The organism is Pseudobacillus wudalianchiensis (assembly GCF_001685015.1).
Classification (GTDB): Bacteria; Bacillota; Bacilli; order Bacillales; family Domibacillaceae; genus Pseudobacillus; species Pseudobacillus wudalianchiensis.
Window position 1 is genome coordinate 228,982 of record NZ_MAYT01000001.1, and the last position, 25,246, is coordinate 254,227.

The 25,246-nt window shown below is 41.8% G+C and carries 26 protein-coding genes and 1 tRNA gene; 23 read left to right on the top strand and 4 right to left on the bottom strand.

Going from position 1 to position 25,246, the window contains the following annotated elements:
* The first annotated feature begins 47 nt into the window (after positions 1-47).
* Entirely contained in the window at positions 48-1,835 is a 1,788-nt protein-coding gene (uvrC, locus tag A8F95_RS01170) for an excinuclease ABC subunit UvrC (protein ID WP_065408874.1), read from the top strand.
* Between the two features lie 51 nt (positions 1,836-1,886).
* On the opposite strand, the gene A8F95_RS01175 is transcribed toward uvrC, so the two are convergent.
* Positions 1,887-2,318, bottom strand: a complete 432-nt coding sequence (locus A8F95_RS01175; protein ID WP_065408875.1) for a YslB family protein — start codon at positions 2,316-2,318, stop codon at positions 1,887-1,889.
* Positions 2,319-2,595: 277 nt separating this feature from the next.
* Here A8F95_RS01175 and A8F95_RS01180 point away from each other — a divergent pair, with 277 nt between their 5' ends.
* The 5 genes from A8F95_RS01180 (at position 2,596) to A8F95_RS01200 (ending at position 6,831) form a co-directional block, all read left to right on the top strand.
* Positions 2,596-3,204 (top strand): succinate dehydrogenase cytochrome b558 subunit, encoded by a 609-nt coding sequence (locus A8F95_RS01180; protein ID WP_065408876.1) that lies wholly within the window; start codon positions 2,596-2,598, stop codon positions 3,202-3,204.
* 55 nt (positions 3,205-3,259) lie between these two features.
* Positions 3,260-5,020 (top strand): succinate dehydrogenase flavoprotein subunit, encoded by a 1,761-nt coding sequence (sdhA, locus tag A8F95_RS01185; RefSeq protein ID WP_049663535.1) that lies wholly within the window; start codon positions 3,260-3,262, stop codon positions 5,018-5,020.
* Between the two features lie 2 nt (positions 5,021-5,022).
* The gene (sdhB, locus tag A8F95_RS01190) at positions 5,023-5,790 is read left to right on the top strand and encodes a succinate dehydrogenase iron-sulfur subunit (protein ID WP_049663533.1); all 768 of its coding nucleotides are present in this window, start codon (positions 5,023-5,025) and stop codon (positions 5,788-5,790) included.
* Positions 5,791-5,855: 65 nt separating this feature from the next.
* The gene (locus A8F95_RS01195; protein ID WP_065409418.1) at positions 5,856-6,311 is read left to right on the top strand and encodes an acyl-CoA thioesterase; all 456 of its coding nucleotides are present in this window, start codon (positions 5,856-5,858) and stop codon (positions 6,309-6,311) included.
* Positions 6,312-6,606: 295 nt separating this feature from the next.
* Positions 6,607-6,831 carry a helix-turn-helix domain-containing protein gene (locus tag A8F95_RS01200; RefSeq protein WP_041097586.1) on the top strand — a complete coding sequence of 75 codons (225 nt, stop codon included), beginning with the start codon at positions 6,607-6,609 and terminating at the stop codon, positions 6,829-6,831.
* 99 nt (positions 6,832-6,930) lie between these two features.
* Here the strand turns inward: A8F95_RS01200 and A8F95_RS01205 are convergent, their stop codons facing one another.
* Positions 6,931-7,224 carry a hypothetical protein gene (locus A8F95_RS01205; protein WP_065408877.1) on the bottom strand — a complete coding sequence of 98 codons (294 nt, stop codon included), beginning with the start codon at positions 7,222-7,224 and terminating at the stop codon, positions 6,931-6,933.
* Between the two features lie 185 nt (positions 7,225-7,409).
* Between A8F95_RS01205 and A8F95_RS01210 the strand changes: the two genes are divergently transcribed.
* The 9 genes from A8F95_RS01210 to tig all read left to right on the top strand — a co-directional run bounded on the left by A8F95_RS01210 (position 7,410) and on the right by tig (position 14,831).
* Positions 7,410-7,859, top strand: a complete 450-nt coding sequence (locus A8F95_RS01210) for a MarR family winged helix-turn-helix transcriptional regulator (protein ID WP_065408878.1) — start codon at positions 7,410-7,412, stop codon at positions 7,857-7,859.
* Positions 7,860-7,869: 10 nt separating this feature from the next.
* Positions 7,870-8,670, top strand: coding sequence for a glutamate racemase (racE, locus tag A8F95_RS01215; RefSeq protein ID WP_065408879.1), 801 nt, complete (start codon positions 7,870-7,872; stop codon positions 8,668-8,670).
* A 111-nt stretch (positions 8,671-8,781) separates the two neighbouring features.
* Entirely contained in the window at positions 8,782-9,828 is a 1,047-nt protein-coding gene (locus A8F95_RS01220) for a GerMN domain-containing protein (protein ID WP_065408880.1), read from the top strand.
* Between the two features lie 167 nt (positions 9,829-9,995).
* A complete protein-coding gene (gene rph / locus A8F95_RS01225) occupies positions 9,996-10,757 on the top strand; it encodes a ribonuclease PH (protein WP_065408881.1) in 762 nt (253 codons plus the stop codon).
* Positions 10,754-11,362, top strand: coding sequence for an XTP/dITP diphosphatase (locus tag A8F95_RS01230; RefSeq protein ID WP_065408882.1), 609 nt, complete (start codon positions 10,754-10,756; stop codon positions 11,360-11,362). The genes rph and A8F95_RS01230 overlap by 4 nt, the downstream gene beginning before the upstream one ends.
* The gene (locus A8F95_RS01235; protein WP_065408883.1) at positions 11,359-11,868 is read left to right on the top strand and encodes a metallophosphoesterase family protein; all 510 of its coding nucleotides are present in this window, start codon (positions 11,359-11,361) and stop codon (positions 11,866-11,868) included. Before A8F95_RS01230 ends, A8F95_RS01235 begins: the two co-directional genes overlap by 4 nt.
* Before the next feature lie 252 nt (positions 11,869-12,120).
* Positions 12,121-12,197 (top strand) — tRNA-Arg (locus A8F95_RS01240).
* A gap of 226 nt (positions 12,198-12,423) precedes the next feature.
* Complete coding sequence (locus A8F95_RS01245) at positions 12,424-13,401, top strand: tetratricopeptide repeat protein (RefSeq protein ID WP_065408884.1); 978 nt, start codon at positions 12,424-12,426, stop codon at positions 13,399-13,401.
* 143 nt (positions 13,402-13,544) lie between these two features.
* On the top strand, positions 13,545-14,831 hold the full coding sequence (gene tig, locus A8F95_RS01250) for a trigger factor (RefSeq protein WP_065408885.1): 1,287 nt from the start codon (positions 13,545-13,547) through the stop codon (positions 14,829-14,831).
* A gap of 278 nt (positions 14,832-15,109) precedes the next feature.
* Here tig and A8F95_RS22225 read toward each other — a convergent pair whose 3' ends face one another.
* Positions 15,110-15,259, bottom strand: a complete 150-nt coding sequence (locus tag A8F95_RS22225; RefSeq protein WP_176713587.1) for a hypothetical protein — start codon at positions 15,257-15,259, stop codon at positions 15,110-15,112.
* Here A8F95_RS22225 and A8F95_RS22230 point away from each other — a divergent pair, their 5' ends adjacent.
* The 6 genes from A8F95_RS22230 to yihA all read left to right on the top strand — a co-directional run bounded on the left by A8F95_RS22230 (position 15,260) and on the right by yihA (position 22,085).
* The gene (locus A8F95_RS22230) at positions 15,260-15,427 is read left to right on the top strand and encodes a hypothetical protein (protein WP_176713588.1); all 168 of its coding nucleotides are present in this window, start codon (positions 15,260-15,262) and stop codon (positions 15,425-15,427) included.
* A 104-nt stretch (positions 15,428-15,531) separates the two neighbouring features.
* A complete protein-coding gene (gene clpX / locus A8F95_RS01255; protein WP_065408886.1) occupies positions 15,532-16,794 on the top strand; it encodes an ATP-dependent protease ATP-binding subunit ClpX in 1,263 nt (420 codons plus the stop codon).
* 300 nt (positions 16,795-17,094) lie between these two features.
* Complete coding sequence (locus A8F95_RS22235) at positions 17,095-17,235, top strand: hypothetical protein (protein ID WP_176713589.1); 141 nt, start codon at positions 17,095-17,097, stop codon at positions 17,233-17,235.
* A gap of 16 nt (positions 17,236-17,251) precedes the next feature.
* A complete protein-coding gene (gene lonB, locus A8F95_RS01260; protein ID WP_065408887.1) occupies positions 17,252-18,922 on the top strand; it encodes an ATP-dependent protease LonB in 1,671 nt (556 codons plus the stop codon).
* Positions 18,923-19,159: 237 nt separating this feature from the next.
* Positions 19,160-21,490 (top strand): endopeptidase La, encoded by a 2,331-nt coding sequence (gene lon, locus A8F95_RS01265; RefSeq protein WP_095407419.1) that lies wholly within the window; start codon positions 19,160-19,162, stop codon positions 21,488-21,490.
* Complete coding sequence (gene yihA, locus A8F95_RS01270) at positions 21,480-22,085, top strand: ribosome biogenesis GTP-binding protein YihA/YsxC (protein ID WP_065408888.1); 606 nt, start codon at positions 21,480-21,482, stop codon at positions 22,083-22,085. Before lon ends, yihA begins: the two co-directional genes overlap by 11 nt.
* A 291-nt stretch (positions 22,086-22,376) precedes the next feature.
* Here the strand turns inward: yihA and A8F95_RS01275 are convergent, their stop codons facing one another.
* Complete coding sequence (locus A8F95_RS01275) at positions 22,377-22,862, bottom strand: LiaI-LiaF-like domain-containing protein (RefSeq protein ID WP_065408889.1); 486 nt, start codon at positions 22,860-22,862, stop codon at positions 22,377-22,379.
* A 184-nt stretch (positions 22,863-23,046) separates the two neighbouring features.
* On the opposite strand from A8F95_RS01275, the gene hemA reads away from it, so the two are divergent.
* Positions 23,047-24,390 (top strand): glutamyl-tRNA reductase, encoded by a 1,344-nt coding sequence (gene hemA, locus A8F95_RS01280; protein WP_065409419.1) that lies wholly within the window; start codon positions 23,047-23,049, stop codon positions 24,388-24,390.
* A gap of 13 nt (positions 24,391-24,403) precedes the next feature.
* Positions 24,404-25,237, top strand: a complete 834-nt coding sequence (gene ccsA / locus A8F95_RS01285; RefSeq protein WP_065408890.1) for a cytochrome c biogenesis protein CcsA — start codon at positions 24,404-24,406, stop codon at positions 25,235-25,237.
* The last annotated feature ends 9 nt before the right edge of the window (positions 25,238-25,246 follow it).

Sequence of the window (25,246 nt, forward strand, 5' to 3'; positions counted from 1 at the left end):
TTTTGTAGACATAATAATGAAACAGAACTCATCCGGGAGGTGAGAAGATGAATTCAATTATTAAACATAAGCTGGCGCTGCTTCCGGATCAGCCGGGATGCTATTTAATGAAAGATCGGCAAGGCACCGTTATTTATGTCGGAAAAGCAAAAGTGCTGAAAAACCGCGTCCGTTCGTATTTTTCAGGTTCACATGATGCAAAAACACAGCGGCTCGTTGGGGAAATAGAAGATTTTGAATATATTATTACGTCATCCAACCTTGAAGCGCTTATTCTTGAGCTAAATTTGATTAAGAAATATGATCCGAAGTATAACATTATGCTGAAGGATGATAAAAGCTATCCCTTTATCAAACTAACAGCCGAGAGACACCCTCGGCTAATTATCACGAGAAAAGTAAAAAAGGACAAAGCTAAATATTTCGGTCCCTATCCAAATGCCCATGCAGCGAACGAAACGAAAAAGCTGCTCGACCGGTTGTATCCGCTCAGAAAGTGCATGAATTTGCCGGATAGAGTTTGTCTTTATTATCACATGGGACAGTGTCTTGCTCCTTGTGTAAATGAAGTAACCGACGAACAATATAAGGAAATGACGAACGAAATTACCCGTTTTTTAAATGGGGGACATCAACAAGTGAAAGAGCAGCTGACTGCAAAAATGCAGGAAGCGGCTGAAAAATTAGAATTTGAGCGGGCAAAAGAATTCCGTGACCAAATCGCCCATATTGAAGCGACGATGGAGAAACAGAAAATTAACACGACCGATTTTACAGACCGCGACGTATTTGGCTATGCCGTTGATAAAGGCTGGATGTGCGTGCAGGTGTTTTTTATCCGGCAGGGTAAGTTAATCGAACGTGATGTCTCTCTGTTCCCTATTTATGATGAACCAGAAGAAGAATTCTTAACGTATCTTGGGCAATTTTATGATCAGCCAAACCATTTTAAGCCGAAGGAAATTCTGCTGCCGGAAAAGGTAGATGATTCTCTTGCTGAGCAGTTAATTGAGGTGAAAATGATAAAGCCTCAAAGAGGAAAAAAGAAAGAGCTCGTTCATTTGGCAGCCAGCAATGCACAGGCGGCACTAGCGGAAAAGTTTGCGCTGATTGAGCGCGACGAGGAAAGAACAATTAAAGCGGTAGAGCAGCTGGGGCGCGCGATGAATATTCAAACGCCGCTTCGGATTGAGGCGTTTGATAACTCTAATATTCAAGGAACAGATGCCGTATCAGCGATGATTGTGTTCATTGATGGCAAGCCTGCAAAAAAAGAATATCGCAAATTTAAAATCAAAACAGTAGAAGGACCGGATGATTATGGTTCTATGCGAGAAGTTATACGCCGCCGTTATAGCCGTGTGCTTAGAGAAGGATTGCCGCTGCCGGATTTAATTATCATCGATGGCGGCAAAGGGCAAATTGAAGCAGCGAAGGATATTTTGCTCAATGAATTAAATTTAGATGTCCCGGTTGCTGGTCTGGCAAAGGATGATAAGCACCGTACCTCACAGCTCTTATACGGTACACCGCCCTCAGTCGTGTCGCTTGCACATAATAGCCAGGAGTTTTATTTGCTGCAGCGCATTCAGGATGAAGTTCACCGTTTTGCGATTACATTTCACCGTCAGCTTCGTGGAAAGGGAACCTTTCAATCGATCCTAGATAATATTTCTGGGGTAGGGCCTAAACGTAAAAAGCAGCTGTTAAAGCACTTTGGTTCTGTCAAAAAAATAAAAGAAGCAACAGAGGAAGAGTTAAGATCAATCGGTATTCCAGAGAAGACAGTGAAAGAAATTCTCGAAGAGCTGCAAGGAAAAGCGGAAGAGAAATAGAGAAGAGGCTGTCCATTTTCCTTAACGGACAGCCTTTTCTCTATTCATTTCTTATTCCCATTTTACAGTTACGGTTACTTTTTTTGTCCGTTTTTGTATATCAATCACTGACTCTGCCTCAGTTTGTTCGTGTGAAGTGATTTGTTCGGCTAAAAATCCACTTTCAAGGGAGAAGGAAGGTTCAGAATGGATCGAAAATCTTCTTTCAACGAAAGGGCCGCCGAGTTCAAAGGTCTTCTCACGTTTTGCTTCCTTTAGAAGAGTAAGAGTTCCCCAGCCAGCCTCTTCGAAAAAAGAGAAAAGCTCTTCACTGCTTTTGCAAGGAAACTTTCTAGCAAGTGATTTTCCTGCCCAGTAAAGGATCGAGTCAGCTTCTTTGCCAAGTATGTCTGTTAATAGAGAATCTCGAATTAGTTCATAACCAAAAACAGGTACAGAGAGGCCTTTTATCTCTTGTTGGTCGAGTTGATTCGTCAATTTCATCCCCACTTTCTGTTATCCATTATATACAACAGTTGGAAGAGAAAAAAGGAATTTATCAAATCAATATTGTGATATAATAAATTTGTAATAGAATTCAAAAAAAGTGAAGAAACATTCAGTTTTTGTCGCTTTTTTACAATATAAAAAGAGTGGACGTATCCTTGACGCTTCATAGCGATGAGAGTAAAATGGTCTTGTCACAAAATAGTTACAATATGAAGCTTTGCCGAAACAAAGGATATTTTGTCGGATGCTTCAAGATTAAGGGGGGTAAAACATGGCTGACAACCGAGAATTTTTTTATCGCAGGCTGCACTCATTGCTTGGTGTCATACCTGTAGGATTGTTCCTAACGCAACACTTAGTCGTAAACCACTTTGCAACAAAAGGCGAGGAGGCATTTAACCGAGCTGCTGGTGTAATGGAAGGCTTACCATTCCGTTATTTATTGGAAACATTTGTTATCTTCCTTCCATTGTTATTCCATGCTATCTACGGATTGTATATTGCTTTCACAGCGAAGAATAATATTGGCAGATTTGGTCATTTCCGCAATGTTATGTTCTTCTTGCAACGTGTGTCTGGTGTCATTACGCTTGTATTCATTGCATGGCACGTATGGGAAACAAGAATCCAAGCAGCACTTGGCGCTGAAGTGGACTTTCAAATGATGGCGGATGTATTTTCCAATCCGTTAATGGTTGGTTTTTACATAGTCGGTGTCATTTCGACAGTATTCCACTTTGCTAATGGCCTGTGGTCTTTCAGCGTAAGCTGGGGACTTACGATTTCACCTCGTTCACAGCGCATTATGACATATGTCACAATGGTTGTTTTTGTTGCGCTTTCTGTTGTAGGGGTTCGTGCAATTCTTGCGTTCGTATAAGTACATCGTTGAAATAAGTTAAGTTTGGATTTGGGAGAAAAAGGAGTGAGTCTCAATGAGTAATGGAAAAATTATTGTAGTCGGCGGCGGTTTGGCCGGTTTAATGGCTACAATTAAAGCAGCAGAAGCAGGAACACAGGTTGACTTGTTTTCTCTAGTTCCGGTTAAACGCTCCCACTCTGTGTGTGCGCAAGGTGGTATTAATGGTGCGGTTAATACAAAAGGTGAGGGAGATTCACCTTATATTCACTTTGATGACACGGTCTATGGTGGAGACTTTTTAGCGAATCAACCTCCTGTAAAAGCAATGACGGAAGCAGCACCTGGCATCATTAACTTGTTGGATCGTATGGGAGTTATGTTCAACCGTACTCCGGAAGGTCTGCTTGATTTCCGCCGTTTTGGTGGTACACAGCATCACCGTACAGCATTTGCTGGAGCAACAACAGGTCAACAGCTTTTATACGCATTGGATGAGCAAGTTCGCCGCTTTGAAGTAGCTGGACTTGTTACGAAATATGAAGGCTGGGAATTCCTCGGCGTTGTTCTTGACGATGAAAATATTTGTCGCGGAGTTGTTGCTCAAAACTTGCGTGACATGCACATTCAATCATTCCCAGGCGATGCAGTTATTATGGCTACTGGAGGACCTGGTATTATCTTTGGTAAGTCGACAAACTCTGTTATTAATACCGGTTCTGCTGCATCTATCGTGTATCAGCAAGGTGTATACTATTCCAATGGCGAATTTATCCAAATTCACCCAACAGCTATTCCTGGCGATGACAAACTTCGTCTTATGAGTGAATCAGCACGTGGAGAAGGTGGACGCGTTTGGACATATAAAGACGGGAAGCCATGGTACTTCCTGGAAGAAAAATATCCGGCATACGGAAACCTTGTACCACGTGATATTGCAACACGTGAAATTTTTGATGTGTGCGTAAATCAAAAGCTTGGTATTAACGGAGAAAACATGGTATACCTTGACCTTTCTCATAAAGATCCACATGAACTTGATATTAAGTTAGGTGGTATCATTGAAATTTATGAGAAATTCATGGGTGAGGATCCACGTAAAGTACCAATGAAAATCTTCCCTGCGGTTCACTATTCAATGGGTGGATTATGGGTTGATTATGAGCAACAAACAAATATTCCTGGTTTGTTCGCTGCGGGTGAGTGTGATTATTCACAACATGGTGCGAACCGCTTAGGTGCTAACTCCCTTCTATCTGCTATTTATGGTGGAATGGTTGCCGGCCCGAATGCAGTTAAATATATTCATGGATTAGAAAAATCAGCGGATGCTATTTCTTCCTCTGTTTTTGACCGACATGTGAAACAAGAAGAAGCAAAATGGAACGGTATTATGTCGTTGGACGGCAAGGAAAATGCTTACTTGCTTCATAAAGAGCTTGGTGAGTGGATGACAGCAAACGTTACAGTTGTTCGCCACAACGACAAGCTGAGAGAAACAGATAATAAAATTGTTGAGTTAATGGAGCGTTACAAAAACATTAACATTAACGATACAGCAAAATGGAGCAACCAAGGTGCAGCCTTCACGCGCCAGTTGAAAAACATGCTTCATCTTGCTCGCGTTATTACAATTGGAGCTCTTAACCGTAATGAAAGCCGTGGAGCTCATTACAAGCCAGAATTCCCAGATCGTAATGACGAGGACTTCCTCAAAACAACAATGGCAACATTTAAAGGAGAGAACGAAGCTCCTGGTTTCCATTATGAAGACGTAGATGTTTCCTTGATCCCTCCACGTAAACGTGACTATACGAAGAATAAGGAGGAAAAATAAAGATGAGTGAAAATAAAACAGTTCGCTTTATTATTACTCGTCAAGACACAATGAATTCGGCTCCGTATGAAGAAGAGTTCGTTCTCCCATATCGTCCGAACATGAACGTTATTTCAGCGCTCATGGAAATCCAGCGTAACCCGGTTAACGCTAAAGGTGAAAAAACAACACCGGTTGCCTGGGATAGTAACTGTCTTGAAGAAGTTTGTGGAGCTTGTTCAATGGTTGTTAACGGCAAGCCGCGTCAAGCTTGTACAGCTTTGATCGATAAATTGGAACAGCCGGTTCGTCTTGCACCAATGAGCACATTCCCAGTTGTTCGTGATTTGCAGATTGATCGGGAGCGCATGTTTGATTCCATGAAACGAATCAAAGCATGGATTCCAATCGATGGTACGTATGAGCTTGGACCTGGTCCGCGTATGCCAGAAAGAAAACGTCAATGGGCGTACGAATTATCTAAATGTATGACTTGTGGCGTTTGTCTTGAAGCGTGTCCAAACGTGAACAGCAAATCTGATTTCATCGGTCCTGCTTTTATTTCTCTCGTTCGCTTATTTAATGCGCATCCAACGGGTTCAATGAACAGAGACGAGCGCTTAAACGCATTAATGGGTGATGGTGGTTTACAGGACTGCGGAAACTCTCAAAACTGTGTGCAAGCATGTCCAAAAGGAATTCCTTTAACGACATCCATCGCAGCAATGAACCGTGCGGCAACAGTTCAATCTTTCCGCAACTTCTTTGGAAGCGACCATCAAGTAGATTAATTGACTCCAGCCTTCAGCTGCCTCAGCTGGAGGCTGTTTTTTTTAGAATAAAGGGGGAGAACATGGTGAGGGAATTTTCATATATTACTGATTTTGAGCAGTGGGAGAAGGAATTCAACTTTTTGCATTCTGTAAAGGTACGGTTTGGGGAAACAGATATGTTTGGTCATTTAAACAACACGGTTCCATTTGTCTACTTTGAGGAAGCTCGGATTGAGTTTTTAGCAGAAAGAGGCCTAAAGGATGAATGGTTAAGTGGGAAAAGCGAAGCCATTCCAGTCGTTGCTGACTTGCAGTGCGATTTTTTAGAACAAGTATTTTTTGGCGAAACGTTATCGATCGGCGTGAAAGTAGACAGTCTTGGCCGTTCCTCCTGTGACATTCACTATAAAGGGACAACAGAAAATGGAAAAGTTTGCTTCATAGGCAGAGGAACACTCGTGCAAATCTCCTCCAAAACAGGAAAAGCGGAGCCGTTTACATCATCAGTGAAAGAGAAATTACTTGGTGAGTCCATTTAATTTACTTAGAAGAGGCTCTATTAAAGATGAATAATGTCTTTAATAGTTGATCATAGCGGAAGGTGGAGACTCTGCGAGAAAGTGAGTCCTGGTGGGACCATGCAGGACTGGTTACGGAAAGTGTCTGCCTGCAGCGAAAATCAACGCTGAAGTATAACAGAGCATGAGAATAAAAAACAAAGAGAATTTTGCTGCTTTGCTGTCAATTCTTTGTTCCTTCACATATGATACCGTAACGGCCATTCCGTTAATTGAGTGATCAGAAGCTGGCGGAAGCGAGGAGGTTACATGTCAAGTGAGGGAGCATCGCTTTGATCGTAAACCGCTATTAACGAAGAGAGAAAAAGAAGTATTTGAATTACTCGTGCAAGATCGGACGACGAGGGAAATTGCTGAAGAGCTATTTATCAGTGAAAAAACGGTCCGCAATCATATCTCTAACTCCATTCAAAAGCTCGGCGTGAAAGGACGGGCGCAGGCAATCGTTGAATTGCTCAGGATGGGTGAATTAAAGCTTTAAGAAAACAGATGGCGTCCACTGGACCGCCATCTGTTTTACCGTTGGATAAAATGTTTCTACGGTTGCTTTAAAAGAAATATTGACGATAATAAAATAGCATTAAACTAAATGAAAGCACAGTGTAGATAATTGCTGCATAAAACAAGCTGGGGGATCAAAGGATTTCGATTGCCGGTCTTGCCTCATACCTGTTTGACTCTGCAGGTGCATATCTAAGTTGTCGCTAGTAAAACCACCGGATGAGCTGGAAAACTTAATCAGCACAACACCAATTAATCCGACGAAAAAGGAATAATCGAAAAAGTGTCCTTTTTTTAATAAAGTGAGACTATAAGTTGCTCCGCATAAAATTAACCATACTGCTATAAAGCTAGCTATTCTTTTTATATTCATTCGCCCCTCCTTTACTTATAGTTACTATTTAATGAAAAATAAGTAAAACAAGAGAAATACTATAGATTATGCTTTTGTGCCTTCTTTACCTTGCAATTTATAGGGAAAAAAGCGACAATAAACAGGTGAGGGATTTATGAACGTTAAGGTTTGAAAAAGGGAACGATGAATAAGGAGTGCTAAGCATGGCAGCAAATCTTGAGCAATCGCTCGATTTTGTCGCGGATATTGAAAAGGAATTACGATACATAAACGGTATTATTAAACAAAAAGGTCGAGAGATATTAAGTGATTATAAGATTACACCTCCTCAATTTATTGCGCTGCAATGGTTGTTTGAAGAAGGAGATATGACGATTGGCGAGTTATCTACGAAAATGTTTCTAGCTTTCAGTACAACAACAGACCTGATTGATAGAATGGAACGAAACAGCCTCGTTGAACGGGTGAAAGATACGAATGATCGACGGATTGTGCGCATTCATCTACTGAAAGAAGGCGCGAGTATGATCGAAGAAGTGATAAAAAAGCGCCAGCTGTATGTACAGCAAATTTTACAAAATTTCAGCGAGGATGAAATACTATCTTTAAAAAGCAACTTAGAGAAAATGCATCAAGAAATGAAAGTAAAATGAGGCGAGAAAATTGAATAGACCGATCGGTGTAATAGATTCGGGAGTAGGCGGTTTAACGGTAGCTAAAGAGATTATGCGTCAGCTTCCGAATGAAACCATTTATTATACAGGGGACACGGCACGTTGTCCTTACGGGCCAAGACCGGCTGAAGAAGTGAAGGCCTATACTTGGGAAATGACCCGATTTTTAATAGAGAAAAACATTAAGATGCTTGTAATTGCTTGTAATACGGCTACAGCCGTTGTACTAGAAGAGATTCGGACCGCTTTGCCAATTCCTGTGATTGGGGTGATCCGTCCGGGGGCACGGGCAGCGATTAAACAAACGAGAAATGATCAGATTGGTGTGCTTGGAACAATTGGGACAATCCGAAGTGGTGCTTACGAAAAAATGCTTACTTCTATTAACAAAAAGGCAGTTGTTACCTCGCTCGCTTGTCCAAAATTTGTACCTCTTGTGGAAAGTGGAGAATACAAAGGAGAAACGGCAGAAAAGATTGTGGCTGAGACGTTAGTTCCGTTGCAGAATACGCAAATTGACACGGTTATTTTAGGATGTACCCATTATCCTTTGCTTGAACCTATTATAGCTGATGTTCTAGGCGAACAGGTTCAAGTTATTAGCTCAGGGGAAGAAACGGCTCGTGAGGTAAGTGCTATTCTTGATTACAAGAAGCTCTTGGCAGAAGAATCTCCTCGACTGTCACATTACTTCTATACAACGGGTTCAAAAGAGTTGTTTTACGAAATTGCTTCCGATTGGCTTCAAGAGAAAGAGTTACATATTGAATCAATCCGCTTAGGCAGCTAAGCGGTTTTTTTTTGGAGTCTTTGTCTGTAAGAATAGAAGATTTGTCCAAGCTAGTTCTAAGTTTTCGAAACACCCGTATATTTAGTACAAACAGTTTTAGGAGGGGTAGTTATGCGAAAAAAGAAGACGGCAGCGGTGGCAGTTATTTTAATTTCTTCTGTTTATACAGCAGGCTGCGGATTATGGCCCGAAGAGAAGAAGGAAAAAATTGATCCCCCGCAATCTGTTGTGTATACGGATAGCTTGACGAGTGAAGATGGACAAAAAGCTGCACAAAATAAAAATATGGTGATGACAGAGCTATATTTAATTGATAAAAACGGCTATGTTGTTTCTCAAACGATGCCTCTTCCGAATACAAAAAGTTTGGCCAAGCAGGCACTTGAATATCTTGTGGCCGAGGGTCCTGTATCCAATATGGTTCCAAATGGTTTTCGTCCTGTTCTGCCGGCCGGTACACAAATCAAAAGCGTTGACATTGAAAAAGGAACGGCAACAGTTGATTTCTCCCCTGAATTTAAAGAATATGATCGAGCAGACGAACAGAGAATCGCTCAATCGATTACTTGGACATTAACTCAATTTGATTCGGTGGAGCGGGTAAAACTCCAAGTGAATGGCCATCCAATTTCTGAAATGCCAGTCGGAAAGATGGCACTTGATGAAGAAGGGTTAACACGACAAAGCGGAATTAATGTAGATGCCTCTGGTGTAGTGGATCTCGTAGACACAAGACCGGTCACCGTTTATTATATGGCTCAAGAGGGAGAGGGCTATTATTATGTACCCGTCACGAAGCGTGTCAGCAATAAGGAACAAGATCAAATTACGGCCATTGTGAAAGAGTTAGCTAAAGGGCCGCGAGCAGATTCCGGGCTCGTAACAGAATTTCTTCCAGAAGCCGAATTATTGGAAAAGCCAATGATAAAGGAAGGGCGAGTTACGTTGAACTTTAATGAGTCTATTCTTGGAAGTTTTGAAAATAAAATGGTGTCTGAGCATATATTACAATCACTCGCTTTGTCTCTGACGGAAGGAACCCAGATTGAGAGCTTGGCTATTCAGGTTGGTGGCAATTCAAACATTACGACTGAGCAAGGCAAGCCGCTTAGCAGTTCGGTAACACGTCCTGACGTAGTGAATCCGGTTGATTTGTGAAAGTCTCTTTTAAAGGTGACAGATCGTATATGCAATTGACCTTTCTCATAATCATCTATCTAACCACCTGCGATCAGGGGGCTAGGTGAATGATTTCTTTTTTATGTCTGTGAGAAAAATGCTACTATAATAAGATGCAGATAAATGATACAACGGAGGGAATTAAGATGAGATTTGATGGAAGACAAGCTCAGGAACTTAGACACGTACATATTGAGACTAATTATTTAAAGCATCCAGAGGGATCCGTGCTTATTCAAGTGGGAGATACGAAAGTGATTTGTACAGCCAGCATTGAGGAGCGGGTGCCTCCGTTTATGAGAGGGAGCGGAAAAGGCTGGATTTCAGCGGAATATTCGATGCTGCCGAGAGCAACGGGACAAAGGAATATTCGTGAATCTTCTAAAGGAAAAGTATCAGGAAGAACGATGGAGATTCAACGGCTTATTGGCCGTGCTCTTAGAGCGATCGTGGATTTGGAAGCGATGGGCGAACGGACAGTTTGGATTGATTGTGATGTGATTCAGGCAGATGGCGGTACACGGACAGCGTCTATTACTGGTGCCTTTGTAGCGCTGACACTAGCGCTTAATAAGCTATCTGAAGAAAAAGAGTTACCGGTATTTCCAGTTACTGATTTCTTAGCCGCAACAAGCGTAGGAATCGTCAAAGAGCATGGCGCCGTGTTAGACTTAAATTACGTAGAAGACAGCCAGGCAGAGGTGGATATGAATATTGTCATGACAGGCAACAATGAGTTTGTGGAACTGCAGGGAACTGGAGAAGAAGCAACTTTTTCTATTCAGGAGCTGCATCAACTTCTAGAACTTGCCCAGAACGGGATCACGAGCCTGTTTGCAATTCAATCAGCAGCCCTTGGTGAAATTGCTGAAAAAATCGGCAGACGACCAAAAGGAGAGGCAGAATGAATAAGGTCATTATTGCAACGAAAAATGAAGGAAAAGCGAAGGAATTTTCTAGTTTATTTGCAGAGTATGGAATAGAAGTGCAAACACTGCTTGATTATCCATCGTTGCCCGATGTAGAGGAAACAGGTCACACGTTTGAAGAAAATGCTGTATTGAAAGCAGAAGCAATAGCGAATGAAACAGGACAGTTAGTGATTGCCGATGATTCAGGCTTAAGCATTGATGCTCTTGATGGCCGGCCGGGCGTTTATTCTGCCCGCTATGCTGGTGTTAAGAAAGACGATGAAGCCAATATTCAAAAAGTGTTAGCTGAACTCAAGGGAGTGCCGGAAGAAAAACGGACTGCCCGCTTTCATTGTGTATTGGCCATTGCCCGTCCAGGTGAAAAAACGGTGACGGTATCTGGATCTTGTGAAGGGAAAATCACTTCAGAGAAGCAAGGCGCCAACGGATTTGGTTATGATCCTATTTTCTGGATGGAGGGCTTCAAGAAAACAATGGCGGAACTGCAGCCGGAAGAAAAGAATAGTGTCAGTCACCGTGGTGGGGCCATGAAGAAATTAGGCGCACTGCTTCCGGAAATTATGGGTGGTGAAACGAGATGAAAGTGTTAGTTGTGAGTGACAGTCACGGCTGGAGTGAAATTTTAACAGAGCTGAAACAGCGTTATGAAGGGGAAGTAGATGTATTGATTCATTGCGGCGACTCTGAATTGAGTGCGGATAACCCGGCAATTGAAGGGTATGTAGCGGTAAGAGGGAATTGCGACACAGAAGAAGAGTTTCCCTATGATATTGTCGAGGGTGTCAAGGGAAAAAGAATATTCATTACTCATGGTCATCGCTATAACGTGAAAATGTCGCTTATGAAGTTAACTTATAAAGCGCAAGAAAATGGCTCAGATTTTGTCTTTTTTGGTCATTCTCATTTGTTAGGCGCCGAGAAGATAAATGATGCTATTTTTCTGAATCCAGGGAGCATTGCTATGCCGCGTGGTCGGCGGGAGAAAACGTATGCGCTTGTGGAAGCAGACGAGCAACAGGCTGTCATTCGTTTTTTTGATGAAACCCATCGGGAATTAACAGAGCTGCAATGTGTTTTTTCACTTTAAATCGTTTTTATGTATAACCTGTTAATTAGGATGCATAGAATAAAAGCAGTGAGTTATAGGAGTGTGCAAGCGAAAGTGCAGTTTAAACAGCCAATAGAATGCTAACTTTTTAAGCTGCACTTTTGCTTTTAAAGCAGAAAAATCCCTCTCTATGAAATAAATGAAAAAAACTTAAAAAACACGTTGACAATCTTTCGTGAGGTTGTTATTATAGTAAATGTCTTACATAACTTGTTTAACACTTTTAAAATTGTCCCAGTAGCTCAGCTGGATAGAGCAACGGCCTTCTAAGCCGTCGGTCGGGAGTTCGAATCTCTCCTGGGACGCCATACATAATGAAATCAACCTTTCAGGCAAACGCTTGGAAGGTTTTTTTATATTTGAAATTTGAGAAGGAATCCTTGCTTAGCACGATTAAATCCTTTTGTTTTCGATCATCCGCCTTCTCCATTGCTTTTTTTTTTCGAATATCCGTGCTACACTTACAGAAATACAAAAAAAGGAATGGAAGCAGCCGCTGTTTTCATCGAAGTAGAGGCAATCGGGTGACTGACTATGAAGAAGAAAAAGTGGGATAGAAAAGGAAATGTATTTATTTTTCCAGGAACGGGACAGGCGCTTATCCAAAAAGGACGGGCCGCCCTTGAAGCGAAGCAATATGATGAAGCCGCTTCTTTTTTGTCCCAAGCGCTGGAACATCCGCTTACTGAAGAAGGGGATGTAAAAACAGCCCTCTTACTAGCTTTGTACGAAAGTGGTCGTTACGACAGCGCCTTAGAGTTGTGTAAAGACATGCTACATAAGGGGCTTGGCGATTACTATGATGTGCTTGATATTTACGTGCTTATTCTTATGCAGCAAAAACAGTATAAGACGATCTTTTCCACGCTATCAGCGTTGATGGAGGAAAAGCAGCTGCCAGAAGAAAAGCGAGAGTATTTTGAACGGCTGTTGGAGTTAAGCCGGAAGATGCTGGATGCTCCAGAAACCAGGTGGATGCCGCTGTTTACTGGCCAGGAAACCTTACGTGAGCAAACGTTAAGATTGATGGAGCTTGCTCATGTGAATATCCAGCCGTATTATGACGAGCTAGTCGCCATGCTTGAAAAAGAAGGCACGCATCCTTTTTTGCAAACACTTATTTTGAACGTATTAAAGGAACATGGAATTGAAAGGGCCGTAACGGTAAGGAAGTTTGAATTTACGGGTAGTGTAATTCCTGTACAGTTGTCCGATGCTTTTGAAAAGGATTATTTTAAGAAGGTTATCCACTTTTTAGAAGACGAGCTAGCGGACAAAGATCCAGTACAGCTTGAGCAAGTAAAGGAAATAGTCAAGCATCATTTTTTCCTTATATATCCTTTTGAGCCGAAGGAGATTTCTCCTGAAGGATGGGCTAGAGCATCATTGCGGCAGCTTCGTACCTATTACCAAGAACCGGGGCTGGAAACAGAGAATGAGCTGGATAAAGAGGTTCAAAAGAGCCTTGCTTTTATGAGGAAATTAGATGAAATTTCTTCACCGATCATGTAGGCTTTTTGTTGAAAGAGAAAAAACGTATGTTATAATGTAAAGGTCATAATGTGTCCTTTTTGTGTAAGAAAGATATACATAGGGCGGCCGAACAACTTATACTGTTCATGATGATCAATTTATAGATTTTTGGAGGGAACTTTATGTCTGCTAAATGGGAAAAGCAAGAAGGGAACCAAGGGGTTCTAACAGTAGAAGTAGATGCGGAAACAGTAAACAACGGTTTAGATGCCGCATTTAAAAAAGTAGTAAAAAACATTAACGTACCTGGTTTCCGTAAAGGTAAAATGCCACGCGCTTTATTTGAAAAGCGTTTCGGTGTAGAGTCTCTTTATCAAGATGCACTGGATATCATTCTTCCAGAAGCATATGGAAAAGCGGTTGAGGAAGCAGGAATTGATCCTGTAGACCGTCCAGAAATTGATATTGAGCAAATGGAAAAAGGCAAAGAGTTAATTTTCAAAGCGACTGTTACTGTTAAGCCTGAAGTAAAGCTTGGCGAATATAAAGGGCTTGAAGCAGAAAAATTAAGCACAGAAGTAACAGACGAGGATGTTCAGGAAGAACTAACAGCTCTTCAAAAGCGTCATGCTGAGCTTGTTGTGAAAGAAGACGGAAAAGTAGAAGACGGCGACACAGTTGTTCTTGATTTCGAAGGCTCTGTTGACGGAGAAGTATTTGAAGGCGGCACAGCTGAAAACTACTCATTAGTTGTTGGTTCAGGTACATTCATTCCTGGATTCGAAGAGCAATTGATCGGTGTAGCAGCTGGCGAAGAGAAAGACGTAGAAGTTACTTTCCCTGAAGAGTACCATGCAGAAGAGCTTGCTGGCAAACCAGCTGTATTCAAAGTGAAGGTTCATGAAATCAAAGCGCAAGAGCTTCCTGAACTAAATGACGAATTTGCAAAAGAAACAGACGAAGATGTGGAAACACTTGATGAATTAAAAGCGAAAATCCGCACGCGTCTTGAAGAGCAAAAGAAAACAGCTGCAGAGCAAACACTTCGTGATACGCTCGTGGAAAAAGCAGCAGCTAATGCAGAAATCGACGTACCAGAAGTAATGATCGAAAATGAAATTGATCGTATGCTTCAGGAATTTACACAAAACCTTTCTATGCAAGGTATGAATCTTGATCTTTACTATCAATTCTCAGGTCAAAGCGAAGCAGACCTTCGTGGCCAAATGAAAGAAAATGCAGAAACACGTGTACGCACAAGCTTAACGCTTGAAGCTATCGCAGAAGCAGAGAACTTAGAAGCAACTGAAGAAGATACAGAAAAAGAATTAAGCAAGATGGCAGAACAGTTTAATCTGTCAGTTGAAGACATTAAAAAAGCATTAGGCAACTTAGATGGCATGCAGGCTGACTTAAAGATCCGCAAAGCAATCGAATTTCTTGTGGAAAACAGCAAAGCTAGTGCATAATAATAGATAATGGTAGACAAGGCGCGAACTGCTCGTGCCTTGTTTTCTACCTATTACTTACTACCATACATATATAACAGTCAAGGTGCTTATAAGAAAATGGGGATTTTATCCGCATAGGAAGTCAGTTGTATACTTGATTCTTAAATAAAAGCAGCTTGACGAAGAAAAGTGAAAAAATGTTTTAGTAATAGTGCAGATGGTTACACATTATATATACAAAAGACCTTTTGTTTCTGCAATAGAACAAAATGTGGTACAATGCAATACATACTTTTTTAATAAAGAGCCAACGGCGCTCGTTCAGCGTACACGTTGACATCTGTAGCTGAACGAGGGAAAAGTGAGAAATCACCCGTTTGGCCGCAGCAAATTGTTGGGGCAAGAGCGGGTAAATAAACAGCTAGGCGCGATTGCCTAAAAGACATATGTCACAAAAAATGACTGTTTGTTTTTTATGGGAAAGGGTGACAGGGAGAGTAAAATCAACGTACACACTGGCGCCTGCAGCTGGGCACGAAAAGCGGAGGGCGCTTGCCCAGCGGCGTATAGACTGGACGGCTCCGCATGAGATAAAGGAAACACGAAGAGCGTGAGCGGATTCGATGTTGACTTATCGCAAGAAGGAGCAGGAAGTCCACTAGCCGTTAAGCGCCTGCAGCTGGACAAGCGATTAATTATTTATAAGGGGTGAAAAACATTGTTCAAGTTTAACGATGAAAAAGGGCAGCTTAAATGTTCTTTCTGTGGAAAAACACAGGATCAAGTACGCAAACTTGTAGCTGGACCCGGTGTATATATATGTGATGAGTGTATTGAGCTATGCACTGAAATAGTTGAGGAAGAGCTTGGGACTGAAGAAGAAGTAGAGTTTAAAGACGTACCGAAACCAATGGAAATTCGTGATATTTTGGATGATTACGTCATTGGCCAGGAACGTGCTAAAAAGTCATTAGCCGTTGCTGTTTATAACCACTATAAGCGTATCAATTCAAACAGCAAAGTAGATGACGTGGAATTAGCGAAAAGTAATATTTGTTTAATTGGGCCTACAGGAAGTGGAAAAACCCTTCTTGCACAAACACTTGCACGTATTTTAGATGTGCCATTTGCTATTGCTGATGCTACTTCTTTAACGGAAGCAGGTTACGTGGGGGAGGATGTAGAAAACATCCTTCTTAAATTAATCCAAGCTGCTGATTACGATGTAGAAAAAGCGGAAAAGGGCATTATTTACATCGATGAGATTGATAAAGTAGCGCGTAAATCTGAAAATCCATCTATTACACGTGATGTTTCTGGTGAAGGCGTACAGCAGGCCCTTCTGAAAATTTTAGAAGGTACAGTAGCGAGTGTTCCGCCACAAGGTGGACGTAAGCATCCTCATCAGGAATTTATTCAAATCGATACAACAAATATTCTCTTTATCTGCGGAGGAGCGTTTGATGGCGTAGAGCAAATTATTAAACGCCGTCTAGGTCAAAAAGTAATTGGTTTTGGCCTTGAAACAAAGCAAGAAGAAGTGACAGATGGCTCTCTTTTATCTAAGCTAGTACCGGAAGATTTATTAAAATTTGGGTTAATTCCTGAATTCATTGGCCGTCTTCCAGTGATCGCAAGCCTTGAACAGCTTGATGAAGAAGCACTCGTTGAAATCTTAACCAAGCCAAAAAATGCGCTTGTTAAACAATATCAAAAAATGATGGAGCTTGATGAAGTGAGCCTCGAGTTTGAAGAGGATGCCCTTCGTGAAATTGCTAAAAAGGCAATTGAACGTAAAACAGGTGCACGCGGACTCCGTTCTATTATTGAAAGCATTATGCTGGATGTCATGTATGACCTGCCTTCAAGAGAGGACATTAAAACATGCGTCATTACGGAGGACACAGTCCTCAACAACGCAGCGCCAAAACTTCTTGGCGAAAACGGCCAAAAAATAGACCTAACCAAAACCTCAGCGTAATATAGAAAAGCGGAGCCGACTGTATTGGGGCGACAAGCATAAGACAGGCTGGCGCTGGTGTAGTGGCGTTTTTCAGCCACAGCGTCAGATTGGCTTATGACCTCGAGCCCCAAGGAGGCGAAGCTGGACAATAGAAAAGCGGAAGCGGCCTGATTAGCCCGCTAGGAGGTTGGAGGGCTCGAAAAGGAGTTCAAAAGCGTCTGGTAAAGTAACAGAATAAAATAAACAATTTATGAAAACAGGACAGCTCAAAGTCATGCGGCTGCCCTGTTTTTTTGTCGTAGAAGAACTTCCGAATGAATGGCTGTTTATGAGTATCAAAATGAGGCGATACTGGCAAATAAGAAAACGGATGATGAGAAGATAGAGGATGGCTTCTGGAAGAACATAGGGGCATTCCTATGGAAAGATCAGCCGTTTATGCAGGGATCACTTTGCTAGTATGGGAGGATACGATATGAATTGGACAGCAGTTGCTATTGCGGGACAGCTTGTGTTTGGATTGATTATCAGTCTTTATTTTCTTACGATGCTGAAAAAACAGTACGCGAGCAAAATAACGATTGACAAGGAATCGAAAAAAGAAATGGAAGCCATGAGGAAAATGAGGGCAATCTCTTTAACAAAGCCGCTTGCCGAAAAAATTCGACCACAGAACTTTTCGGATATCGTAGGGCAAGAAGAAGGGATCAAAGCGCTGCGAGCGGCTCTTTGCGGTGCTCACCCGCAGCATGTCATTGTCTATGGGCCGCCGGGCGTAGGAAAAACCGCAGCAGCCCGTCTTGTATTAGAGGAGGCAAAAAGAAGCAAGCACTCGCCTTTTGCACAGAACGCTGTTTTTGTAGAGTTAGATGCGACGACCGCTCGCTTCGATGAGAGAGGGATTGCCGACCCGCTCATTGGCTCTGTGCATGATCCTATTTATCAGGGAGCTGGGGCTCTTGGGCAGGCTGGTATTCCTCAGCCTAAAAAAGGAGCGGTTAGTAACGCACACGGTGGGATTTTATTTATTGATGAAATCGGTGAGCTACACCCTATTCAAATGAACAAGCTGCTAAAAGTGCTGGAAGATCGAAAAGTCATCCTTGAAAGTGCATATTATAGTGAAGAAAATGAGAATATCCCGAGACATATTCATGATATTTTTCAAAAAGGATTACCGGCAGATTTTCGTTTGATTGGAGCGACGACAAGACAACCTGAAGAAATCCCGGCAGCTATTCGCTCCCGCTGTCAAGAAGTGTACTTTAATGAATTGGATCATAAGCATTTAACCAATATTGCCCGTAAAGCGGCTGAGAAGGCGGGGATGGCTTTATCTGAAAAAGGATTGGCTCTTATCGCCGGACATACTCGCAACGGTCGAGAAGCGGTGAACTTGGTACAAATGGCTTCTGGAATTGCCATGATGGAAAATAAGAAAGAGATACTTGACCAGGAAGTGGAATGGGTGATTCGTTCAAGCCGCCTCTCCCCAAAATGGGAGTCGCGGATTCCGGAGAAATCAAAAGTTGGGCTCATTAATGGGCTGGCTGTTACTGGGCCAAACAGCGGAGCTCTTCTCGGAATTGAAGCAGCGGTCCTTCCTGCAAATGAGAAGGGAACCGTGACCGTAACCGGCATAATAGAAGAAGAAACGTTCAATCAATCGGCAAAATCGATTAAGCGAAAGAGTATGGCAAAAGGATCGGTAGAAAATGCGGTTACCGTTTTAAAATCAATCGGTGTACCGGTAGAACAGTTTAATATTTTTGTTAACTTTCCTGGGGGAATGCCAGTAGACGGTCCCTCTGCAGGAGCAGCGATTGCATTGTCTATTTATTCAGCGATATACGGTCATCCCGCCGATCACACTTCAGCCATTACAGGCGAAATTAGTCTTCATGGCCAAATAAAACCGGTTGGCGGCGTTTTGCAAAAAGTGCTAGCTGCAAAAGAAGCAGGAGCGAAAAAAGTGCTCTTTCCAAAAGAAAATGAATCCCTTCTTTTAGAAAAAGTCGAGGGAATAGAATTAATTCCAATTTCCGAATTAGAAGAAGCATTTGATCACTTTTTCGATAAAGAGGCCGAGCGGAAAGGCCTTGTTCAGCCAGGGAATATTTTATCGAAAGAAAAGAAATCTATATAGCAGACAGAGGCTGCCTCATAAAGTAATATTTTTTACTTTTAGGGCAGCCCCATTGTTTGTTTTCTGCTAAAGTGAGGAATAGGTAAAAAGACAGGAAAATGATAATTCATTTCAAAAATGGACACTCTTATTTAAATAAGATAAGATTGTACAAAACACCTATTTTACGGCAGAAAGCGTGAAACAGAGAACAGGCAGCTGCTTTGCCTGATGTTTGAAGTGATGGAGGTTATGTTTATGAGTAATGAAACGATTCACACTGTGCCCCTCCTGCCACTCCGGGGATTACTAGTGTATCCTACGATGGTTTTGCACCTCGATGTTGGTCGTGACCGTTCGATTGAGGCATTGGAGCAGGCAATGTTGGACAATCATTTGATTTTTTTATCCACTCAAAAAGATTCCAATATAGACGATCCTTTGCAAGAGGATTTGTTTGAAACGGGTACTTTAACAAAAGTGAAGCAAATGCTTAAGTTGCCGAATGGAACGATCCGTGTGCTCGTTGAAGGCCTAAGCCGGGCAGTGCTGAAACAGTTGGAGGATAAGGAAACTTTTTATTTAGCGACAGTAGAAGTGCATGAGGATGATGTCACAAAGGACCTCGAATTAGAAGCCTTGATGCGCACACTTCTTCAGTATTTTGAGCAATATATTAAGCTTTCCAAAAAAGTTTCTGCAGAAACGTATTCTACTGTAGCGGACATTGACGAGCCAGGCCGGCTTGCTGATATCGTAGCATCTCACTTGCCAATCAAAATGAAGGACAAGCAAGAGATTCTTGAGACATTTAATGTAAAAGATCGTCTCAATCGGATTATTGATTTGTTAAATAACGAAAAGCAAGTATTGAACTTGGAAAAGAAAATCGGGCAGCGCGTGAAAACATCGATGGAGCGTACGCAGAAAGAGTACTTTTTGCGGGAGCAAATGAAGGCGATCCAGCAAGAGCTTGGCGATAAGGAAGGCAAAACTGGCGAAGTTGAAGAGTTATTGAAGCGAATTGAAGAAGCCAATATGCCAGAGCATGTGAAAAAGACGGCTTTAAAAGAATTAAATCGCTTTGAAAAAATTCCTTCAAGCGCGGCAGAAAGCGCAGTTATTCGTAATTATCTTGAATGGCTTGTAACGCTTCCATGGACGAACGCAACACAAGATGATTTGGACATTGAAAAAGCAGAAGAAATCTTAAATCGTGACCACTACGGACTAGAGAAAGTCAAAGAGCGTGTGCTTGAATATTTGGCCGTTCAACAGCTTACCCAGTCATTAAAAGGGCCGATTTTATGTCTTGCTGGACCTCCGGGTGTCGGGAAAACATCTTTGGCGCGTTCTATTGCAGAATCTCTTGGCAGAAACTTTGTACGTATTTCCTTAGGTGGTGTGCGTGATGAATCTGAGATTCGCGGTCATCGCCGTACGTATGTTGGAGCCATGCCAGGCCGTATCATTCAAGGGATGAAAAAAGCGGGAACGATCAATCCTGTCTTCCTGCTCGATGAAATTGATAAGATGTCAAGTGACTTTAGAGGAGATCCGTCTTCAGCTATGCTTGAAGTACTAGATCCGGAACAGAATTTTAATTTTAGTGATCACTACATCGAAGAAACATATGATTTATCAAAAGTCATGTTTATCGCTACGGCTAATGATCTAGCAACGATTCCGGGACCTCTTCGTGATCGGATGGAAATTATTACGATTGCAGGCTATACGGAGCTTGAGAAAATCCACATTGCCAAATCACACTTACTGCCAAAACAAGTAGAAGAGCATGGATTAAGTAAATCACAGCTTCAAGTACGAGACGATGCCATTCAAGATGTTGTCCGCTATTATACACGTGAAGCGGGCGTTCGGAATCTTGAGCGCCAGCTTGCCTCTATTTGTCGAAAAACAGCTAAGATGATTGTGTCGGAGGAAAAGAAACGTGTAGTCGTGACAAGCAAAAATTTAGAAGAATTTTTAGGCAAGCGCATCTTCCGCTATGGCCAGGCGGAAACAGTTGATCAAGTCGGTGTAGCAAATGGGCTGGCTTACACGACTGCTGGCGGAGATACTTTACAAATTGAAGTATCGCTCTCTCCTGGGAAAGGCAAGTTGATTTTAACAGGGAAACTAGGAGATGTGATGAAGGAATCAGCTCAAGCCGCCTTTAGTTATGTCCGCTCTAAAGCAAAAGAGTTGGATATTGAAGAAGATTTCCATGAAAAGTATGATATTCATATCCACGTTCCAGAAGGAGCGGTGCCGAAGGATGGTCCTTCTGCTGGTATTACAATGGCTACTGCTCTTGTATCAGCCTTAACGACTCGGCCAATCCGTCGGGAAGTCGGCATGACGGGCGAAATTACGCTGCGTGGCCGTGTACTGCCAATCGGCGGAGTAAAAGAAAAATCGCTTGGCGCTCATAGAGCCGGGCTTAAGACGATTATCCTACCGCAGGATAATGAAAAAGACATCGAAGACGTTCCAGAAAGTGTGCGCCATGATCTAACATTTATTCTAGCTTCTCATATGGATGATGTGTTAAAAATAGCGCTAACAGGTGAAAATTATGAAGGTTAATCAAGTAGAACTCGTCATTAGTGCAGTGAAGCCAGCGCAGTATCCGGAAGATTTTCTTCCGGAATTTGCGCTGGCTGGACGCTCTAACGTAGGAAAATCATCTTTTATTAATAGAATGATTCAGCGTAAAAGTATGGCTAGGATTTCATCTAAACCAGGGAAAACACAGACACTGAACTTTTATAAAATTGAAGAAAAGCTCTATTTCGTTGATGTGCCAGGCTATGGCTTTGCAAAAGTATCAAAAAAAGAGCGTGAAGCATGGGGCAAAATGATTGAGACTTATTTAACAACCAGGGAGCAGCTGCGTGCATGTATGCTCATTGTTGATTTACGGCATCCTCCTACAGAAGATGACGCCATGATGTATCATTTCTTAAAGCATTATGAAATTCCGGCCATTGTCATTGCCACGAAGGCAGACAAGATTCCGAAGGGCAAGTGGCAACAGCATCTAAAGGTAGTCAAGGAAACACTTGATTTTGACCCCGAGGATGATATCGTGGTTTTCTCCTCTGAAACAGGGCAAGGAAAAGACGAAGCCTGGAAGATCATCCAAAAGAGAATGAAAAGCGAAAAAAAAGCTGCTCACTAATGTGTGAGCAGTTTTCTTTTTTTAAAAGTGGGTATTCTGTTGTAAATATCATTTTTACTTATAAAAATAAGCCGGAAGTGCGATTCTAAATAACCATGTGTCATGGGAAAGGTTTAACTAATTGAGAGCCCGATGTCCTAGTTTTTATAAAATAAGATATGTTTTTTTCGTATGCGTTCAGCTGTCTGTTCATTTCATCAAGTGGGTGAACGGCATTTTTATATGTACAGAAAAAGCGGCTTCTATATGTTTTCTAAACTGTCGCTTGGGTAATAATAGCTAGGTTTCATCTTACTTTCTTTTGACAAATAGCAGATAGCCGCCAATGGCAATGAGAAGAACAGGCCAAAATTGCCAAAGTGAGAGTGCGCGATTTTCAAGCAATCCGAGCCATTCGACTACTTTATCATAAAAAAGAGTAATAACGGCAAGAATAAGAAAAAGCAAACCTTGGAACAGGCCATTTCTCGTTTTTTGATATTGCAGTAAAAATCCTAGTGAGATAATTAAAATAAAAACACCTGTATCGTTAGACCAAAATCCAAAGTGATTGACGACGTGAAAATGAATGCCGAAGCCAGTTAGAATCACACCGGGCAAGATACTGTTACCTTCCCGGCCGCTGTAGGCATCCGCTAAAAAGGCAAGGCCAATCACGATAAGAAGCGTTGGCCAGCTTAAGAAGGGCTGAAACCAGGCAATAGCAGCTTGCTGCAAAAAGAAATACAAGCCAAATCCAATTAAGATAGTGCCCGGAAAAATTCGCTGCTGCTTCATAAAATAGTTTCCCCGCTTTCCAAATTCCTAACTTGAATCTTAGTTCCTATTTTGTTACGCTAGCTAGTGGGTCTAAACAGAATTTATTGCTTTTAATGTTAGCATATGTTCACAATTTGTGAATAAGGAAAATTTGTTCCGTGTTATAATGAATGTAACAGATTTTTATGGGGGTGCTGAGAACGTGCATATTATTGTGGTGGGACTAAACTACAAAACAGCCCCAGTGGAGATACGTGAACGATTATCTTTTCAAGACACGGACTTAGAAAAAGCCATGTCAGAGCTCCGTACGCAAAAAAGTATTTTGGAAAACGTCATTCTTTCCACTTGCAACCGGACAGAAATTTACGCGGTCGTCGATCAGCTCCATACAGGGCGTTATTATATTAAACATTTCTTATCTGAATGGTTCGGGATGGAAAAGGAAGAATTTACTCCTTTTCTATTTATCCATGAACAGGAAGCAGCGGTTGAACACTTGTTGAAAGTGACGAGCGGTTTAAATTCTATGGTACTTGGGGAAACGCAAATTTTGGGACAAGTACGATCAAGCTTTTTAAGAAGCCAGGAAATTGGCGCAACGGGTACGGTCTTCAACCATCTATTTAAGCAGGCTGTTACGCTTGCTAAGAAAGCGCATGCTGAAACAGAGATCGGGGCAAATGCTGTGTCTGTGAGCTATGCTGCTGTAGAGCTTGCTAAGAAGATTTTTGGCAGTCTTTCAGGCAAGCATGTCCTTGTTGTCGGCGCCGGTAAAATGGGTGAGCTGGCTATTCAAAATTTACATGGCAGTGGAGCGACAAAGGTAACTGTTGTGAATCGGACGTTTGAGAAAGCTGCTACACTTGCCGAAAAGTTTGATGGCGATGCTAAAACGTTAGCCGAGCTTCAATGCGCTCTTGTTGAAGCAGATATTTTGATCAGTTCTACAGGCTCCAGCGACTATGTGATTACAAAAGAAAGAATGGCCGTTGTGGAAAAGATGCGTAAAGGCAAACCATTATTTATGGTAGACATTGCTGTGCCACGTGACCTTGATCCGGCTATCTCCGATTTGGAAAGTGTTTTCTTGTATGATATTGATGATTTAGAGGGAATTGTCCAAGCAAATATGGTCGAGCGTCAGAAAGCAGCAGAGAAAATCGAATTGATGATCGAAGCAGAGATTGTTGCTTTCAATGAATGGATCAATATGCTTGGAGTTGTTCCAGTAATTTCTGCTCTTCGCCAAAAGGCACTTTCTATCCAAGCAGAAACGATGGTTAGCATTGAGCGGAAAATGCCAAACCTAACAGACCGTGAACGGAAAATATTAAACAAACATACAAAAAGTATTATCAATCAGTTGTTGAAGGATCCGATTTTACAGGCGAAAGAACTGGCTGGGGATAAACGTTCGGCTGAAAAACTGGCTCTATTTACACAAATCTTTAATATTGAAGAGGAAGTAAAAGCGGAGAAACAGGCAAAAACAGCAGAACAGCCTATTCAGCAAGTTCAAACGAAGCCATTATTCCAAGTGTAAGCGAGGTTACTCGATGTTTGAACAAGGAATGGCCAGGCTCCACGAATTGATGGTAATTTTATATGCTTTAAGTATCATGCTGTATTTTATCGACTTTTTAAATCAAAACCGGAAGGCGAATAAAATCGCCTTCTGGATGTTATCGATTGTTTGGGCTCTTCAAACAATTTTTTTATTTTTATATATGTTCAAAACCGGTCGATTTCCGGTTCTTACCCTTTTTGAAGGGCTTTATTTTTATGCTTGGATCTTGATCACCCTTTCATTGGTCATCAACCGGCTGTTGCGTATGGACTTTACCGTTTTCTTTACAAATATGATCGGCTTTGCCATTATGGCCATCCATGCCTTTGCGCCTGTGCAAATGAAATCGCAGGCAATGGCAGAGCAGCTTGTTTCTGAATTGCTGCTTATTCATATTACGATGGCGATTTTATCATACGCTGCATTCTCGCTTTCTTTCATTTTTTCTTTACTTTACTTGCTGCAGTATCGGCTGTTGAAGATGAGAAAATGGAGCCAGCGCTTATGGCGCCTTGGTGATTTAGATAAGTTAACGAAGTTTTCCTACGTATCAAATGCTATCGGTGTGCCGATGCTGTTGTTAAGCTTGATTCTTGGGGTGATCTGGAAGTTTATTAAACTTCCTGATGTCAGCTGGTATGACGTCAAAATTATTACTTCTTTTATTCTGTTGATTATTTATGGCATTTATCTTTACCTAAAAGTTCGCAAGGGGCTCTACGGCAAATCATTGGCACTGTTAAACGCTGCTGCCTTTTTAATTATCTTAATTAACTTTTTCTTAGTGAGCCGATTTTCATCGTTTCACTTTTGGTACAGTTAAAAGCAAAGC

Coding starts and splice junctions, on each gene's coding strand:
- A8F95_RS01180 (WP_065408876.1), top strand. CDS start 2,596: ATGGCTGACAACCGAGAATTTTTTTATCGCAGGCTGCACTCATTGCTT.
- ccsA (WP_065408890.1), top strand. CDS start 24,404: ATGTTTGAACAAGGAATGGCCAGGCTCCACGAATTGATGGTAATTTTA.
- lon (WP_095407419.1), top strand. CDS start 19,160: ATGAGTAATGAAACGATTCACACTGTGCCCCTCCTGCCACTCCGGGGA.
- A8F95_RS01235 (WP_065408883.1), top strand. CDS start 11,359: ATGAAAGTGTTAGTTGTGAGTGACAGTCACGGCTGGAGTGAAATTTTA.
- A8F95_RS22225 (WP_176713587.1), bottom strand. CDS start 15,259: ATGTCTTTTAGGCAATCGCGCCTAGCTGTTTATTTACCCGCTCTTGCC.
- A8F95_RS01175 (WP_065408875.1), bottom strand. CDS start 2,318: ATGAAATTGACGAATCAACTCGACCAACAAGAGATAAAAGGCCTCTCT.
- lonB (WP_065408887.1), top strand. CDS start 17,252: ATGAATTGGACAGCAGTTGCTATTGCGGGACAGCTTGTGTTTGGATTG.
- uvrC (WP_065408874.1), top strand. CDS start 48: ATGAATTCAATTATTAAACATAAGCTGGCGCTGCTTCCGGATCAGCCG.
- yihA (WP_065408888.1), top strand. CDS start 21,480: ATGAAGGTTAATCAAGTAGAACTCGTCATTAGTGCAGTGAAGCCAGCG.
- A8F95_RS01275 (WP_065408889.1), bottom strand. CDS start 22,862: ATGAAGCAGCAGCGAATTTTTCCGGGCACTATCTTAATTGGATTTGGC.
- A8F95_RS01210 (WP_065408878.1), top strand. CDS start 7,410: ATGGCAGCAAATCTTGAGCAATCGCTCGATTTTGTCGCGGATATTGAA.
- A8F95_RS01220 (WP_065408880.1), top strand. CDS start 8,782: ATGCGAAAAAAGAAGACGGCAGCGGTGGCAGTTATTTTAATTTCTTCT.
- A8F95_RS01205 (WP_065408877.1), bottom strand. CDS start 7,224: ATGAATATAAAAAGAATAGCTAGCTTTATAGCAGTATGGTTAATTTTA.
- A8F95_RS01230 (WP_065408882.1), top strand. CDS start 10,754: ATGAATAAGGTCATTATTGCAACGAAAAATGAAGGAAAAGCGAAGGAA.
- tig (WP_065408885.1), top strand. CDS start 13,545: ATGTCTGCTAAATGGGAAAAGCAAGAAGGGAACCAAGGGGTTCTAACA.
- sdhB (WP_049663533.1), top strand. CDS start 5,023: ATGAGTGAAAATAAAACAGTTCGCTTTATTATTACTCGTCAAGACACA.
- A8F95_RS22230 (WP_176713588.1), top strand. CDS start 15,260: ATGTCACAAAAAATGACTGTTTGTTTTTTATGGGAAAGGGTGACAGGG.
- A8F95_RS22235 (WP_176713589.1), top strand. CDS start 17,095: ATGGCTGTTTATGAGTATCAAAATGAGGCGATACTGGCAAATAAGAAA.
- A8F95_RS01245 (WP_065408884.1), top strand. CDS start 12,424: ATGAAGAAGAAAAAGTGGGATAGAAAAGGAAATGTATTTATTTTTCCA.
- sdhA (WP_049663535.1), top strand. CDS start 3,260: ATGAGTAATGGAAAAATTATTGTAGTCGGCGGCGGTTTGGCCGGTTTA.
- rph (WP_065408881.1), top strand. CDS start 9,996: ATGAGATTTGATGGAAGACAAGCTCAGGAACTTAGACACGTACATATT.